Origin of the sequence: Cryobacterium sp. 10I5, from assembly GCF_035019865.1 — a bacterium.
Lineage (GTDB): Bacteria > Actinomycetota > Actinomycetes > Actinomycetales > Microbacteriaceae > Cryobacterium > Cryobacterium breve_A.
Map to the genome: position 1 here is coordinate 14,136 of NZ_JASJVI010000001.1, position 15,425 is coordinate 29,560.

A 15,425-nucleotide genomic window follows, 5' to 3' on the forward strand; every position below is an offset into this window, starting at 1 on the left:
CCATGGACCCGACACCGGGCCGTGCCGTTCGTCCCGAGATTCCTGCGAGCGTGCCGAGTCCGATCCGGAAGCAGACGGCAAACGGCCCCCTCGGCCGCTGGCTCCTGGCCAACCGGGTGCAACCGGTGGGCCTGGAGAGCGCCGAGGGGACGACATCCACCCACCCGTGGTGGCAGGTGATGTGCCTCACCGGCGTCGACTACTTTTCGACGCTCTCCTACCTGCCCGGCATCACCGCGCTCGCCGCCGGCGCGCTCTCTCCCGTGGCCACCCTGCTCATCGTCGCGCTCACCCTCCTCGGCATGCTGCCGATGTATCGCCGCGTCGCGAAGGAGAGCCCGCACGGGCAGGGCTCCGTGGCGATGCTCGAGCGGCTGCTGCCGTTCTGGCGCGGCAAGGTGTTCGTGCTCATCCTGCTCGGCTTCGTGGCGACGAGCTGGATCATCACCATCACACTATCCTCGGCGGATGCGACGGTGCATATCCTCGAGAACCCCTTCGTACCGGGCTTCCTCGCCGGCCAGGCCGTGCCGATCACGATCGTGCTGCTCCTCATCCTCGGCGGCGTGTTCCTCCTCGGTTTCAGTGAAGCCGTGTCCGTCGCCATCCCCCTCGTCGCGGTGTACCTGCTCCTGAACGGAGTCGTGATCGGCGTGGGCCTCTACGACGCGTTCACCGAGCCCGGGGTGATCGCGACCTGGACGGACGCGCTTACCGCGCGCGGGAGCGGCTTCGGTGACATTCTCGGGCCGGCCGTGATCGCCTTTCCGCTTCTGGTCCTCGGGCTCTCGGGGTTCGAGACCGGGGTGAGCATGATGCCGCTCGTCGCCGCGGACGGCAGGAACCCGGAGGAGCGACTCGCCTCGCGGATCCGGAACACCCGCAGGCTACTCACGACCGCGGCCCTGATCATGAGCGTCTACCTTCTCTCGAGCAGCTTCGTGACGACGGTGCTCATCCCGCCGGCCGAGTTCGAAACCGGCGGCGCCGCAAGCGGGCGTGCCCTGGCCTTCCTCGCCCACGAACGGGTCGGCGAGGTCTTCGGCACGGCCTACGACGTGAGCAGCATCCTGATCCTCTGGTTCGCGGGTGCGTCCGCGATGGCCGGACTGATCAACATCGTGCCCCGGTACCTGCCGTCGTACGGGATGGCGCCGGACTGGAGCCGCGCCATCCGCCCGGTCGTGCTCGTGTACACCGGGGTGAGCGTGTTGATCACGATCGCTTTCCGGGCGGACGTGAACGCGCAGGCCGGCGCGTACGCGACCGGGATCCTCGCGATGATGGTGTCCGGCGCGGTCGCCGTGACCATCTCGGCCGTCCGGCGCAGACAACATCGCGCAAGCCTGGGCTTCAGCATCCTGTCGCTCGCACTGCTCTACGCCCTCGGCGCGAACATCATTGAGAAACCGGACGGGATCACGATTTCGGTGTTCTTCATCGCAGGCATCATCGCCGTGTCCCTGATCTCACGCGTCTCACGGTCGACCGAGCTACGAGTGGACAGCGTTGAGTTCGATGAGGCTGCCCGGACGTTCGTTGCCGATTCCCTCGTCTACGACGGTGCCCTGAACATCATCGCGAACAAGCCCCAGAGTGGCGATCGTGCCGAGTACGCAGCGAAGGAGGCGGACCAGCGGGGGATGAATCCGGTTCCCGGAACCGCGGACGTACTCTTCCTCGAGGTCGAGGTCATCGATCCCTCCGGCTTCAGCAAGATTGTGCACGTCCGGGGTGTCGAGATCGAGGGCTACCGGGTGCTGCGCGCGCAGAGCCCGGCGGCGCCGAACGCCATCGCGGCGATCCTGCTCGCCCTGCGGGATGCCTCCGGGGTACGCCCGCACGTCTACTTCGAGTGGTCAGAGGGCAACCCGCTCTTCCACCTGATGCGCTATCTTCTGCTCGGCCAGGGCGACACGGCCCCGGTCGTGCGGGAGATCATGCGGGAGGTCGAACCCGACCCCTTGCGTCGCCCCGGCACGCACGTCGGCGGCGGCTGACTGTCCCGGATCGGGAACAGCCTGCGACACAACCGATGGTCGAGTTCCCGCGCGAACTCTCCCGTTCGCGTCACTAACCCGCGCTGTTCGCGACAGCAAGTTCGGCCAGGCCCTCGGCATCGCGGGCCTGGGTGCCGCTGTCGGTCACTCTGGAACCGTCGACGACGACCACGAATGCCCCGTCGATCACGCCCTCCGCCCAGCAGGAGGACTCCGCTCCGCCGGTCGGGCCGCAGCGGAACCGCGCCTCAGGGACCCCTGTGACGGTGAGCTCCACATCGGTGGTGATCGGCGAGGTGTAGGTGGTCGGCCAGACCCATGCCGCACCGGGAATCACCGTCGCCGTTCGGGTTGAGGCTGTCCCGACGGTGCATTCGAAGCCCGCGGCGATGGCCACGGCTTCGTGCAGCAGTCGGTCTGCGGTGCCCTGCTCGAGGTCGAACCCCGGCGGGGTGGCCTCCGAATCGCTCCGCGATCGCCGGTTGTCGGCGACGCAGCCCGCGGTCGTGCTCCAGTGCGAAGCCGGCTGCACGAGCGGCGCGGGCTCTGTGCCGGTGGCCGCGATGGCGTCACTCGCGGATTGGGCAACGGCGCCGAGCGACGAAGCGGTTGCGGACTGGTCCGAGGACTGGCCGGTGATCGTGACGCGGTACCACGTCGAACCCTCGAGCAGATTGAGTCGGCACACTCCCCAGACGGCCATCACGTCGGCGGGATAGCAGTAGCCGAATGTCTCGTCTCCAAGATCGAGATCCGAGAACGGCACCGTCGGCTGCGAAGCGGGCGGCGCGGCCTTCTCGGCCGTGAACGCCGCGGCGGCCTGCGGAAGGACCTCGAGGACCACGGTCGTGGACCGGTCGGCGTTGGCCCACTGGCAGTCGAAGTAGCCGGTCTGAGCCGCCGCGATCGTCGCGGGTCCGTCCTGACCGGGCCCCATGCCGCGAAGTGACAGGACGTTCGTCGGGATGCCGGGCGTCACCGGCGGGGCGACGGAGGGACCCAGCAACGCCGGATCGGTCTCGGGTACGAGCCCCGCCGCCAGGCCGGCAAGCGCGGCCGGCGTCACGGCCGCACTGCACGACAGTGTGAACGTGGGCGTGGCGGGTGAACTGGCCGACGATGCGACTGTTTCGTCTGGTGTGGGCGACTGAATGGCCGCCCCGGTACCGCTCCCGGCGGAGGGAGCGCACCCGGTGAGCGCCAGTACCAGGACAACACCGGCCACAAGACAAGACGACGCGGAGAAATGCTTGATCACGAGTTGAAACCCCCACATATTCGGCCCGACGGCCGCCCCCACTGGACAGGAAGTCCTGCCCTGATTGGAATCTACAGCCGCGCGGTCACCTGCGGACAGCAATTCCATTCGGGTTTGTAACAATCTCGCAGGAATCAGTGCGTGAAGCCGGGATGCTGCCCCTCGACGGGCATCGGACCCTCGAGCCTGTCGAGATACGCCGTCTCCTCCTCGATCACCGTGAGCAGGCGCGCGGCGAGGTCCATGCTGAGCCCATTGCGGACAACGATCCGCTGGACCGTCATCTCGGATAGGTTGTCGGGCATCCGGTAGGCGGGGACGAGCCAGCCGTGGGAGCGCAGCCGGTCCGACAGGTGGAAGAGGTTCCAGTTCCGGGTGTGGCCGGGGGTGAGGCGCCAGGCGAAGACCGGGATATCCGACCCGTCATTCCACAGGGTGAAGGCGCCGATCTTCTCGATACCGCGCGCAAGGTACCGCGCCACGTCCTGGGAAGACTGTTGCACGGCACGGTAGCCCTCGAACCCGAGCCGGAGGAAGAGGTAATACTGCAAGAGCACCTGCGCGCCGGGACGGGAGAAATTGAGCGCGAACGAGGGCATGCTCCCTCCGAGGTAGCTGACGTGGAAGACCAGGTCCTCCGGCAGTAACTCCTTCGCACGCCAGACGATCCAGCCGAGGCCGGGGTAGACCAGGCCGTACTTGTGCGCCGAGGTATTGATCGAGTGCACTCGTTCCAAGCGGAAGTCCCACTCCAGTTCCGGCTGCAGGAAGGGTGCGATCATCCCCCCGGAGGCCGCGTCCACGTGGATGGGTACGGACACTCCGGTTCGCTCCTGGATCTCGTCGAGGGCGGCGCTGATCGCCGCGACCGGCTCGTAGACCCCGGTGTACGTCACGCCCATGATCGCGACGACTCCGATGGTGTTCTCGTCGACATAGCTCGCGAGGTCGTGCCCGTCCAGGCTGGGATGCTCCTCACTGATGGGTACGAATCGGGGCTCGACGTCCCAGTAGTTGCAGAATTTCTCCCAGCACACCTGTACAGCCGAACTCATCACGAGGTTGGGCTGCGCGGTCGGCAGTCCGGCAGCGCGCCGTGCCTGCTGCCAGCGACGTTTCAGGGCGAGCCCACCGAGCATGCATGCCTCTGACGAGCCGATCGTCGAGGTGCCGACGGTCTTCATCGGTTCGGGCGCGTGCCAGAGGTCGGCGATCATCCGCCAGCAATACTCCTCGATCGCCGCGGTCTGTGGATATTCGTCCTTGTCGACGATGTTCTTGTCGAAGGCCTCTCCGTAGAGCCGACCGGCGTGATCGTCCATCCAGGTTCCGACGAAGGTTGCGAGGTTGAGCCGGGCGTTCCCATCGAGCATGATCTCGTCGTGGATGATCTGGTACGCCGTTTCCGGCTCCATCGGGTCCGCGCCGAGGACGTAGCGTGGCGCAACAGTGTCCTCGCCCGGGCGGGCGAAGAGCGGGTTGATCTCGAAGAACTCCGGATTGAACTCTGGGTTGGCCTGCATGGGGTCTATGCTGCCGCATCAACCCGGCATTCGACTGCAACCCCACCAACCAACCACCCGCTCTTCCACTTGATGCGCCACCTCCTGTTCGGCCAGGGCGACACCGCCCCGGTCGTCCGGGAGATCATGCGGGAGGTCGAACCCGACCCGGTGCGCCGCCCGGGCACCCATATCGGCGGCGGCCGAGGGCTTCGAAGCAGATCAGGTAGCGGCGATGATGTCGATCAGGCGGATGTCGGGGTCCCCCACGAGCAGGGTCGGCCCATGTTCGGCGAGTGCTGCGGGGATGGCCCCGGTGAGGTGTGTCTGGCGATCCGCCTCGGTGTCGAAGGTATCGAAGATGCCAAACGTGTCGTCATTGACCCGGAAGGCGTACCAGGTACGGGTGCCCGGCTCGGCGGCGGCCAGCGCCTGTGCACCGGCGAGGAAATCCGCGACGGCCTGTTCCTGCCCGGCCTGGGCTTTCACGAGAGCCAGCACACCGTATTTGAGCGTCATCGCATCCTCCTCTACACTTCGGGCCGCCGGACGGCGGCCCCGTCGTGAGCATAGGAAGAGCCGCCCGAACCGGCAAGGGGCGGCGGCACCGTCACGCCCGGTTGAGTACTCCCGGCCGGGTGCTCCGGGCTGAGCACTCCAGCTGCGTATTCACTGCTGCGTATTCACTGAGAATCAGCGCTCACGATTATTCACCGATATATCTTTAATCCATCGCCGAGCCTCGTCCTCGGAGACCACCCACTTCACGATTGGACACCAGCATGCACAACGATTTTCGCGAACCCCATGCCCACGACTCCGGCGACCGGCACGAGCGCCGCGGCTTTGGCCGGGGCGCTGGGCCGGGCTTCGGCGCCGGTTTCGGCGCCGGCTTCGGCCCCGGCTTCGGCGGTTTCGGACCGCGCGGCTTCATGCCGCCGGGAGCCCAGCGCAAGCTCAAGGGTGACGTCCGCCTCGCCATCCTCTCGCTGCTCTCAGAGGCCGCCTACAACGGCTACGGCCTGATCAAGGAGATCACCGAACGGTCGGGCGGTACCTGGCGCCCGAGTCCCGGTTCGGTATATCCGACACTGCAGCAGCTCGTCGACGAGGGACTGATCGCCCCGACCGGTGACGGCACCGGCACGGAATTCCAGCTCAGTGAGTCTGGCCGCGCCTACGTCGCCGACAACGCGGAAGCGCTCGCCCACGTCTGGGACAGCTCGACGGCACGCGTCGAGGCCGAAGCCAGCCTGCACGAGAGCGTCGCAAAACTCATGGGCGTCATTCATCAGCTCCGCTTCGCCGCGACTCCCGAGCAGCGGGCAAAGGCCGTCACCCAGATCGACGAGCTCCGACGCTCCCTCTACGGGATCCTCGCCGACTGACGACAGGTCCACTGACGACGAAATCCCCGGACCACAGCCTTCAATCGAGGCGCTCGGCCGCCGCGCCGCGGATTGCCTCATAAATCGCCGCGAGAACGGGCGTGTGCAGCGTCCACTGTTGCCAGTAGAGCACCACGTCGATGTGCGAGCCCGGCGCGAGATCGACGAGCACCCCGTCGGCCTCTCCGGTGAGGATCTGCTGGTTCGGCAGCATTCCCCAGCCCAGCCCGAGGCGGACTGCCTCGGCGAAGTCCGCAGAGCCCGGGATCGAATGCCGGGGCGGTGAGAGCGGTCGACGACTCCGCCTCCGGAGGAACCGATCCTGCAGGTCGTCTTTCGCGTCGAAGACGACCATCGGTGCCCGGGCGAGCGCGTCCGCCGTGGGGCCGGCGGCGAACCACCGGGCGGCGAAGCCCGGGTTCGCCATCGGCCGGTACCGCATGCTGCCGAGCCGGGTGACGGAGCATCCGTGCACCGGACGCGCATCGGTCGTGATCGCGGCCATCACCGTACCCGCGCGCAGTAGCTCGGCCGAGTGATCCTCGTCCTCACGGCGCACGTCGAAGGTGATCGAGTCTGGGAGGCCGGCGAGGGCCGGAAGCACCCAGGTCGCAAGCGAGTCGCTGTTGACGGCGAGCGGCACGCCCGCCCGCGCCTCAGACTCGGACCCGGAGATGACGTCCTGGACGAGCGCCTCAATCTGCCGGGCGAGCCTCAGGTAGGGCAGTCCGGCATCCGTGATCTCTGTGGGTTTCGTTCGCCGCACGAGCACCCGGCCCGCCGACGTCTCGAGGGCCTTGATGCGCTGGCTCACCGCGGACGGCGTGATGTGCAAGGCCGCTGCGGCAAGGTCGAAGGAACCACGATCGATCGTCGCCGCGAGGGCCCTGAGCTGCGCGTTGTCAATCGTCATGATTAGCCAGACTAATGCCAGCTAAGAAAGTTTCGTTGTACTCACCTGTGAACGTCGCTGTACGGTCGGAGGATGATCCTCACCACCCTCGCCGGTCTCGGCTTCGGCCTGTCCCTCATCGTTGCGATCGGCGCCCAGAACGCGTACGTGCTGCGGCAGGGACTGCGCCGGGAACACGTGCTCGCCGTGGTCATCGTCTGCGCGGCCTCCGACGCGATCCTGATCCTGGTCGGCGTCGCCGGGTTCGGGGCGCTGATCCGAACGGTGCCGTGGCTGCTCGTCGTGGTGAGGGTCGTCGGCGCTGCATTCCTGCTCGGCTATGCGGTCCTCGCGGCGCGTCGGGCCGTCCTCCCTCGGCCGCTCGACACCTCGGTCGTCGGCACTGCCGCGAGCCTCACCCAGGTCCTCGCGACGACCGCGGCGCTCACCTGGCTCAACCCGCACGTCTACCTCGACACCGTGGTCTTCCTTGGCTCCGTCGCCGCAGCCCACGGCGACGAACGATGGTACTTCGGCCTCGGGGCGGCACTCGGCAGTGTCGTCTGGTTCACAGCGCTCGGTTTCGGCGCCCGGCTGCTGCGCCCGGTCTTCAGCCGGCCGGTCTCCTGGCGGATTCTCGACATCGGGATCGCCGGGATCATGACCGTCATCGCCGTGAGCCTGCTGTTCGGGATCGGAACCTGAGTCCGCGATCGGAGTGTCCGTGCCTGCACCGGGTTCACATCGGACCCCAAGGCAACCGATAGGAACCGAACCTACGTTCGGTTCATGTCGAGGAAAGGACCCACCATGATCGCCGCCGCACTTCAGTCCCGTTCGCCCAGCGACGTGCAGGTGCGCGCCCTCTCGAGACGGGAGTGGCGGGTCAGCGACTCCCGGATCGCCAAAGACAACGCACTGAGCGTGATCGGCTTCATCGCCAGGAACCGCGACGGCTACGAGGTGATCGAATTCGGCACCCCGGTCGCCCGGACGGTCCGGCCGGATCTCGCGAGTGCGATCTCCTGCTTCGTGAGCGAGGCGCCGCCGGCGTAGGAAGGCACCCCGCGGTCGGCGACTCGGCCACCGCATCCCCGAAAGCGCGACAGGATAGGGAGATGACTTCTTCGCGCGCGGACACGGTACCGCTGGTGGAGGACGAACGCACCGGCGATGGCCGGTCCGACGTGGAATCCGGGGCGCTGATCGCCGCCGCGGTGGGCGCACTGGCGGGTCTCCTCGGTGCGGTGATCGTGTTCGGTGGCCGTGCCGTCGGCCTGGCTGGTGGAAATTCCGTCGGCGGAGTGTCGGCCCAGATTGCAGGTCTGATCGGAATGCCGATCTTCGCCTGGTCGTATGTCCGTTTCACCCGCCACTCGGCACGGTGGCGACGTCGTGCCCGTATCCGGCGCATCTTCGACACCATCGGGCTGTCACTGACCGGTGCGGCCATGGCCGGCCTCCTGATCAGCTCGGTATACGCGGTGTTCCAGCTCGCCTTCCGCGAGCTGCTGCTCGACCCGTTCGCTGCGGCCCTGTTCGTCACGCTGACGGTCGGTGCGAGCGCCTTTGCGTTGTTCCTCCTCGCCGCGGAGATCACGACAACCCGCCTCGCCTCCTTGCTCGGCCTGTTCCTCGCCGCCGGGGTGTTCTCGAGCATGCTCACGGCGGCCGACCCGCGCTGGTGGCAGGCGAACTTCAGCGCGCTCGGGATGGGCAGCGCAACCTCCGCCTATGCGTTCAACCTGACGATCCTCCTCGCGGGACTCGTGATGACGACGCTCGCGGACTACCTGACCCTCGACCTGCGCTCACGGCGCAGCGCCGCCGGCAGCGATCTTCGCGGCGTCCCGCTCGTGCGGATCATCATCATCGTCGTCGGCGTTGCGCTCATCGGTGTCGGCCTCGTGCCCGTCGACGTCAGCTTTCCCGTGCACAACACGTTCGCGACCTCTGCCGTCGTCGGTTTCGTGGCGCTCATCGTGCTGGTCCCGCTCGTCCTGAAGGACCTCCCCCGGAGCTTCGTCGTCACCACGACGGTGTTCGTGCTCGCGATCGGCGGAGCGGTGCTGCTCTGGTACCCGATCGGGTATTACAACCTCACCGCCCTCGAACTCGTCGCGGTGCTGATCGTCTTCGCGTGGTTCGTGCTGTTCGTGCGCAACGCGTCGGTCGTCGAGCCGGCAGCGGATGCCGCGGTTCCGCTGGCGCAGGCTACTTCCGTGGCCGCTGTGGGGGCGGGGGCGTCGGAGGCTGCGTCACAGCATCCGCTGCCGGACGAGGGAAGAGGGGGCCGCGCCGCAGGCTGGCTCGCCCTCGGCGGACTCCTCGGCGTCGTCGGGTTCGCCATCGGTCGGCTGGGCCGCCGCTGAGGCAGTGCCTCCCTCGGTGGGGAGAGCGCCGCCGCACGCATGGTGGCACCCCGGCCGTCGAGTGATCGAAATCCGCGGATCGGTTGTCAGCTCCCTTTCGCGTCAATGGTGGCTCAGGTGGTCGTTGTCCTTCCAGATGCCGTCGCCGGGCATGTCGAGGCGGTCGGTCAGCGGCACTCGCCAGAGAGGCGTTTCGGTGGGTTCGCCCCAGTAGTCCGTGACGCGCACAGCTTCCCCGTTCTCGAGTTCTCCGATGGTCACGTTGCGGTAGAGGCGTCCGTCGCCGTAGTTGCAGGTCCACTCGACCACCAGGACGTCCCCGAGACGAAGGCGTCTGCCGACTTCCAGGGTCAGTTCCGCGAAGTTGCCCTCGACGCTGCCGATGAGTGTGCTGGTGCGCACGATTTCGCCCATTTGCGGCCATTGCCGTACGACATTCTCGGCCAGGGGTACGCCGAGAATGTAGGCCAGGCGGGTCTCGCCATTGGACTCCAGATTCGCATTCATTCAGTTCACATTCCTTCCGCGGTTCAGTTCAGTCGGCGCCTTACACCGCGCCACATTCCGGTTGTGCGATTAAACCTCGTCCGGGACGGTGAGGGAACGCCAGAGTATCGCTGCCGCGTACGTGCGGAACGGCCGCCAGTGGCGGCCCGTCTCGTGTGCCGCCGCCACACTCGGGATCTCTACGCTCCCGTTGAGACGCTTCAGGGCTTTTCGCAGTCCCACGTCACCGGCAGGGAAGATATCCGCGCGATGCAATTGGTGGATCAGGAACATTTCCGCAGACCAGACTCCAATGCCTGTGACCGCGACCAGCGCCTGAATCGCGTCGTCGTCCGAAAGTCCACCCATGTTCTCGATGTCCAGGACACCCGAATCGACATGCTCGGCGAGATTGAGCAGATAGCCCGCCTTCGATCGAGAGGTGCCGAGCGCCTTGATCGAGTCCTGGCCGAGGCCGAGCACACTTTTCGCCGTCGGGGTATCGCCGGTCGCATCCGTCAGGCGGTCATAGAGGAGGAAGGCCACCGTGGTGGAGATCTGCTGCCCGAGGATGTGCAGGCTCATTCCGGCGAAGTTGCTGCCGGACGTGCGCCCGCCGTCGTGGAACTCGAACGGGTCCGGTGTGCCGCACTGGTCGATGAGGCGACCGAGGTCAGGGTCCATCTGCGCGAGGGCGGCGTAGGCCTGCCGCTGGGATTCGGTCATCGGAACCGTCCTTGTCAATCGGTCAGCGCGCGGTTGCGCGGATACGGGTTGTGAGTGATTTCCCGGGCCGGAAGAACCTGGCCGGCCACGAGGCGTTGCAGGGCGAAGCGAGCAATGCGGCCCGTGTGTCCGTCATCTCCGGGGCGGCCGGGTTCGCCCCACTCGATCCGGGTCGTGCCGGATAGCTGCAGCGACTGGCCGGTTGTGAAATCAATGAACAACAGGGCAGCTTCGGGGTTGACGGCGATGTTGCCGAAACTATTGAAGAGGTTATTGCCCTGATAGTCGGGCCACCACAACCCGTGCTCGTCTGAGCGGACGAATCCGGCCGGACCGCCACGATGGGAAGCATCGGAACCCCTCTCGGGGTTCACTGTGCCGAGGAAGAACGTGTCGGCGGCACGGATCAGCTCACGGTCGTCCGTCGAGAGGGTGCTGCCGTGTCTGACGTGATCGCCACCCGCCCCCTCGATTTCATTCGGCACGAGAACACGTTGCTGGATGTATTGCGGGCAATTGCCGTAGGCCTGTTCGACCTCTACGACAAGGAGATCGCCGCCGCTCACGGTGAGGGTGCCGTTGATACGCACCCGGCGCCGGGTGGCGAATTCAACCGTGACCATCCCGATCTTCTGACCGGTCTGCAGCCCGCGGAGTGGGTCGCCCGCGGGGATCACGGCATGAACCGCCACGGAGGTGTCGGACAGCACCTCCAAAAAACCGGGACGGCCGGTCAACGGAGACGTCCAGAGGCGCCCGGAACGATCCCTCCCGGAGATGACGAGGAACGTTCGATCACAGAGAAACCCGGCCATCCCGGCGGTCAGCGCGACAGGCCCGAGCATCCCTGACAGGCGGGCCGCATCCCGCGTGACCCCGGCCCTGCGCTGCACGGCCAGCTCTCCGGGGTGGAAGCCCACGTCAGCGAGCCGGGGTATTCCGATCATCGTCATCATCTCCTCGGGTTCTAATGCATCAACTTGCTTTCATCCGTGACAATATCTATCACGTTTCTTCTAACGTATGCAAGTCAATTCTTCCGTGATAGTTTGTGCAAATGGGAAACAGAAACTCGGACCGCAACTGGGCGCTCGCCGACGAGCCGATGCCGATCCGCCTGATGGCGACCATCTGGGCCGACTCAGAAGGCCTGCACGACGACTTCGCGACACCCACAGGCGTCAATGCCTGGCTGGATGCCGTCGGCATCGATCGGGCAGACGCGGCAACGACTCGGGGCGAGTTCCTGACGGCACGGAATCTGCGGGACGCGGTGCGCAGACTGGCAGCCCACGTTACGGGCGACGATCGCCGCGCTGCCGAATCGCCCGCGTCGAGCGTGGCGGACGCGGTGCTCACCGTCAATGCCGCCGCCAGCCAGCGGCCGATCCTTCACCTGCGACTGAGCGGAGCGGCTCTCGAGCTCTCCCCCGAATCCGCGGTGTCTCCGAGGATTGCCGGACTGGCCGACGTCGCCTACGAAGCCCAGCACCTGCTGGGCGAAAACGCTGCAGCGCTGCGCGCGTGCCATGCGCCCGGATGCGTGCTCTATTTCGTGAAGACACACCCCAGGCGGGAATGGTGCTCGGTCGCCTGCGGCAACCGTGCTCGCGCTGCGCGGCACTACCAGACCGTACGCTCCGCACGTGTGGCACACGAACTCACGGCCCGCTGATGTGCGTGGGCCGAGGACGGTGATTCGACGAGACGGTGCTTCCGACTTCTTTCCTCCGCCCGTGGCCTGAATGGGAAATATGAAGATGAGACTCCTCCTTGTTTCGGGCAGCACCCGGCAGTCTTCAACCAACAACGCGGCGCTGACCACGGTGCGCGACCTGGCGCCGACCGGCTCGGTCGCACTGGTGTACGAGGGCTTGTCTGCCTTGCCCGCCTTCAATCCGGACGATGACCACGACCCCGTTCCAGGAGCGGTCGCGGAGTTGCGACAAGAGATCAGCGACGCCGACGTGGTGGTGTTCAGCACGCCGGAATATGCCGGGACACTCCCGGGCAGCCTCAAGAACCTTCTGGACTGGACGGTCGGTAGCAGCGTTTTGGCCAGGAAGCCGGTCGCGTGGATCAACGTGGCCTCCCCGGGCCGCGGCCACGGTGCGCTTGCCACACTGAGATCGGTACTGGGCTATGTCGACGCCGAGGTACTCGATGGAGCGTGCATCGACCTCCCGATCGGACGGGATCTGGTTGCGGCCGGGGCCGTCGCGACGCAGCCCGAACGTGAAGCGTTGGCCAGCTGGTGGGTGACGATGCAGGAGCATTGGCCCGCGAACAAACTCGACGAGACGCGTTAGCGTTCGGACCGGCTTGCGCGCTCGACAGCCGCTAGTACGCTGACGAGAGTTCATCGATTCGGCTGGCGCGGGACAGGAACAACGATGTCGACTTTTCGGCAACTCCACTACCTTGACTCACCACTCGTGTTGCCGAATGCCTGGGACGTCGGCTCGGCTCTGGCATTCGTGGACGCCGGATTTCCGGCCATCGGCACGACGAGCTTCGGCATCGCGGCCAGCGCCGGGTATCCGGATGGCTTCCGGTCGAGCAAAGCGGCAACTATCGCCCTCGCGGCGCGGCTGGTTCGCATGTCCGTCCACATCACAGCGGACGTCGAAGACGGCTACTCCGACGACCCGGCCGAGGTAGCGGAGTCTGTCGCCGAACTGGGTGCCTTGGGTGTGGCCGGCGTCAATCTTGAGGACAGCCGGGACGGACGTCTCGTGGCCGTATCGACGGCTGCTGCCAAGATCAGCGCCGTCAAACGGTTCAGCCCCGACATCTTCGTCAATGCGCGGGTGGACAACCTGTGGTTCGCCGAGGAGGCAACGGTCGAGGCGGTCCTGCTTCGTGCGCGCGCATACGCCGACGCCGGGGCCGACGGAATCTTCGTGCCCGGCCTGGTGAACCCTGAGGATATCCGGAGGATCACGGCGGATGTCGCGCTTCCGGTCAACGTGCTCGCGCATCCCTCCCTGACTGCGGCCGAGCTCGGCGAACTGGGCGTGAGGCGTGTGAGCTCGGGATCGCTGCCGTACCGCGCAGCCATCGACAGTGCCGTCGAGTCTGTCACGGCCCTGCGTGACAACCGTCAGACACCGAACGCGACGTCCTACTGGGACGTTCAGGCTCGCCTTGTGACCTTCAGCCAGCGCAGCACGAACTGATCGGAAGCTCAGGCCGCGCTGGTCACGGCAGGTGCACGAAGCACCTTGCCCATGGGCCGTCCCTTCGCCAGCTCGTCGACGAGCTTGTCGAGGTAGCGAATCTTCTGCATGAGCGGGTCCTCGATGGTCTCCACGCGGATGCCGCAGACGACACCGGTGATCAGCGAGGCGCTGGGATTCATCGGCGCCTCGGCGAAGAACTGCTCGAAGGTGGTTTCTCCCTCGGAGTGACGGCGTAGCGTCGTGTCGTCGAATCCGGTCAGCCACATGATCACCTGATCGAGTTCGGTCTGCGTCCTGCCCTTGCGCTGCACCTTCGCTACGTAGAGCGGATACACCGCTGAGAACTTGGTTCCGAAGATCCTGGACACGGTGCCAGCGTAGGCGAGGGGTGTCTCGGGGTCAATCGTCTCCGAAACCAGAGGCACGTGAAGGAGTCGAGCCATAGCCTTCGAGGGGAGGCTGGTACCCGTGTAACGCGAGCAACTCCGGCGCATACTGCTCGTCACGGCCACCAAGGATGAACGCCCAAACGAACGGGAGGAATATGCCGAGCACCAGCATCCCGGAGTCTTTTCTGAACGCGATCCCGATGCGGTACATGCCGATGTAGATGAACACAGAGGAGACGACACTGCCGCCAGGGACAAAGCCCAGCCACATCCAATTGCCGCTCTGACCACCGAGCCGCAGCAGCGTCCACGTCTGCACGAAGGGAACCCAAGCCTTCCAGGCGGGTATCCCCGTTTTGCGGAAAAGACTCGCAAGCGACGCCGCAAAGAGGAGGTAGCTCACGAGGAACGACACGAAAACGGTTCCCGCGGTCGCCGCGAGGATCAGACCGAGTGCCGGCGCAAGGGTGCCCCGATCGAAGGCACTGAGAGGCCCCTCATTTGCGAGTGTGGCGAGTGGAGCCGAGAGCGCGCGATTGTTCGCGTCGATCGCGAAACAGGCGACAAACCGATTCCCGGCGACCCACTCCTCCTCGGTCGGACTGAACCAAACGTACGTCAGCGAACTGGGGACGCCGGAATCAAATGCACCACCGCAACGCGCGTCGCCGACCGAATTGAGCTGAGATGTCGACGGGTAATCGCCGGCAGGGAAGGTGAATGTGTTGTAGACCTCGCTGCCGTGCGGGTTATCGCAGTCGAGGATGTTGACGGTGTCGTAAACGATTGTCGTCGAGGAGACGTCCGTGCACTGTCCTGGCGTGAGCTGTATAAACGGTTCAGCCTGAACGAACAGAGAACCATTCAGATCGGGCGCACTGGGCGCCCCGCTCGTCACTGCCGATGAAGATGACAATGACGATGACGATGACGATGACGATGACGATGACGATGACGATGACGATGAGCATCCCGAAAGGGCCACAACGGCGAGCACACCGATGATTCCGCCGAAGACTGCTCGTCGTGCCACAAGTGCGGGCCGCAGTGGACCGGTGCGTGTCGTCATTGTGCTGATCCTAGGGGCCCGCAGAACGATGATCCGGGCAACGCATATGCGGCGTGTCGCCGCCTGGCGACATCGGGCACGCCGTGCAGTCGCCGTGGGATGCTGATTCTGTGGAGTTGAACACAAGTGCCGATGGACCGGTCGTTGTCATTCGACCGTAT

17 protein-coding genes are annotated in these 15,425 nt (G+C 66.0%); 8 read left to right on the forward strand and 9 right to left on the reverse strand.

Going from position 1 to position 15,425, the window contains the following annotated elements; all coding sequences use genetic code 11:
* Nucleotides 1–2 precede the first annotated feature (2 nt).
* The gene (locus tag QN350_RS00060; protein ID WP_322139804.1) at nt 3–2,000 is read left to right on the forward strand and encodes an amino acid transporter; all 1,998 of its coding nucleotides are present in this window, start codon (nt 3–5) and stop codon (nt 1,998–2,000) included.
* A 73-nt stretch (nt 2,001–2,073) separates the two neighbouring features.
* On the opposite strand, the gene QN350_RS00065 is transcribed toward QN350_RS00060, so the two are convergent.
* The 3 genes from QN350_RS00065 to QN350_RS00075 all read right to left on the reverse strand — a co-directional run bounded on the left by QN350_RS00065 (nt 2,074) and on the right by QN350_RS00075 (nt 5,279).
* Nucleotides 2,074–3,066, reverse strand: a complete 993-nt coding sequence (locus QN350_RS00065) for a hypothetical protein (RefSeq protein ID WP_322139803.1) — start codon at nt 3,064–3,066, stop codon at nt 2,074–2,076.
* A gap of 326 nt (nt 3,067–3,392) precedes the next feature.
* Nucleotides 3,393–4,781: a glutamate decarboxylase gene (locus tag QN350_RS00070; RefSeq protein ID WP_322139802.1), complete on the reverse strand. Its 1,389-nt coding sequence runs from the start codon at nt 4,779–4,781 to the stop codon at nt 3,393–3,395.
* A 201-nt stretch (nt 4,782–4,982) separates the two neighbouring features.
* On the reverse strand, nt 4,983–5,279 hold the full coding sequence (locus tag QN350_RS00075) for an antibiotic biosynthesis monooxygenase (RefSeq protein ID WP_322139801.1): 297 nt from the start codon (nt 5,277–5,279) through the stop codon (nt 4,983–4,985).
* A gap of 263 nt (nt 5,280–5,542) precedes the next feature.
* On the opposite strand from QN350_RS00075, the gene QN350_RS00080 reads away from it, so the two are divergent.
* Nucleotides 5,543–6,148, forward strand: coding sequence for a PadR family transcriptional regulator (locus tag QN350_RS00080; protein ID WP_322139800.1), 606 nt, complete (start codon nt 5,543–5,545; stop codon nt 6,146–6,148).
* A 40-nt stretch (nt 6,149–6,188) separates the two neighbouring features.
* Here QN350_RS00080 and QN350_RS00085 read toward each other — a convergent pair whose 3' ends face one another.
* Nucleotides 6,189–7,061: a LysR family transcriptional regulator ArgP gene (locus tag QN350_RS00085; RefSeq protein ID WP_322139799.1), complete on the reverse strand. Its 873-nt coding sequence runs from the start codon at nt 7,059–7,061 to the stop codon at nt 6,189–6,191.
* 72 nt (nt 7,062–7,133) lie between these two features.
* Here QN350_RS00085 and QN350_RS00090 point away from each other — a divergent pair, with 72 nt between their 5' ends.
* From QN350_RS00090 to QN350_RS00100, 3 genes are all read left to right on the forward strand, one after another.
* Nucleotides 7,134–7,745 carry a LysE/ArgO family amino acid transporter gene (locus QN350_RS00090; RefSeq protein WP_322139798.1) on the forward strand — a complete coding sequence of 204 codons (612 nt, stop codon included), beginning with the start codon at nt 7,134–7,136 and terminating at the stop codon, nt 7,743–7,745.
* 84 nt (nt 7,746–7,829) lie between these two features.
* Nucleotides 7,830–8,096, forward strand: a complete 267-nt coding sequence (locus QN350_RS00095) for a hypothetical protein (protein ID WP_322139797.1) — start codon at nt 7,830–7,832, stop codon at nt 8,094–8,096.
* Nucleotides 8,097–8,158: 62 nt separating this feature from the next.
* Nucleotides 8,159–9,412 (forward strand): hypothetical protein, encoded by a 1,254-nt coding sequence (locus QN350_RS00100; RefSeq protein WP_322139796.1) that lies wholly within the window; start codon nt 8,159–8,161, stop codon nt 9,410–9,412.
* 102 nt (nt 9,413–9,514) lie between these two features.
* On the opposite strand, the gene QN350_RS00105 is transcribed toward QN350_RS00100, so the two are convergent.
* From QN350_RS00105 to QN350_RS00115, 3 genes are all read right to left on the reverse strand, one after another.
* A complete protein-coding gene (locus QN350_RS00105) occupies nt 9,515–9,919 on the reverse strand; it encodes a hypothetical protein (RefSeq protein ID WP_322139795.1) in 405 nt (134 codons plus the stop codon).
* Nucleotides 9,920–9,988: 69 nt separating this feature from the next.
* A complete protein-coding gene (locus tag QN350_RS00110; RefSeq protein WP_322139794.1) occupies nt 9,989–10,624 on the reverse strand; it encodes a hypothetical protein in 636 nt (211 codons plus the stop codon).
* A 14-nt stretch (nt 10,625–10,638) separates the two neighbouring features.
* Nucleotides 10,639–11,361 carry a pyridoxamine 5'-phosphate oxidase family protein gene (locus QN350_RS00115; protein WP_322139793.1) on the reverse strand — a complete coding sequence of 241 codons (723 nt, stop codon included), beginning with the start codon at nt 11,359–11,361 and terminating at the stop codon, nt 10,639–10,641.
* 320 nt (nt 11,362–11,681) lie between these two features.
* Here QN350_RS00115 and QN350_RS00120 point away from each other — a divergent pair, with 320 nt between their 5' ends.
* From QN350_RS00120 to QN350_RS00130, 3 genes are all read left to right on the forward strand, one after another.
* A complete protein-coding gene (locus QN350_RS00120; protein ID WP_322139792.1) occupies nt 11,682–12,299 on the forward strand; it encodes a CGNR zinc finger domain-containing protein in 618 nt (205 codons plus the stop codon).
* Nucleotides 12,300–12,384: 85 nt separating this feature from the next.
* A complete protein-coding gene (locus tag QN350_RS00125; RefSeq protein WP_322139791.1) occupies nt 12,385–12,933 on the forward strand; it encodes an NADPH-dependent FMN reductase in 549 nt (182 codons plus the stop codon).
* Between the two features lie 84 nt (nt 12,934–13,017).
* Nucleotides 13,018–13,803, forward strand: a complete 786-nt coding sequence (locus QN350_RS00130) for an isocitrate lyase/phosphoenolpyruvate mutase family protein (protein WP_322139790.1) — start codon at nt 13,018–13,020, stop codon at nt 13,801–13,803.
* An 8-nt stretch (nt 13,804–13,811) separates the two neighbouring features.
* Here QN350_RS00130 and QN350_RS00135 read toward each other — a convergent pair whose 3' ends face one another.
* Together QN350_RS00135 and QN350_RS00140 are read right to left on the reverse strand one after the other, a co-directional pair.
* The gene (locus QN350_RS00135; RefSeq protein ID WP_322140421.1) at nt 13,812–14,174 is read right to left on the reverse strand and encodes a DUF2200 domain-containing protein; all 363 of its coding nucleotides are present in this window, start codon (nt 14,172–14,174) and stop codon (nt 13,812–13,814) included.
* Nucleotides 14,175–14,205: 31 nt separating this feature from the next.
* The gene (locus QN350_RS00140) at nt 14,206–15,264 is read right to left on the reverse strand and encodes a DUF5684 domain-containing protein (protein ID WP_323515572.1); all 1,059 of its coding nucleotides are present in this window, start codon (nt 15,262–15,264) and stop codon (nt 14,206–14,208) included.
* Between the last annotated feature and the right edge of the window lie 161 nt (nt 15,265–15,425).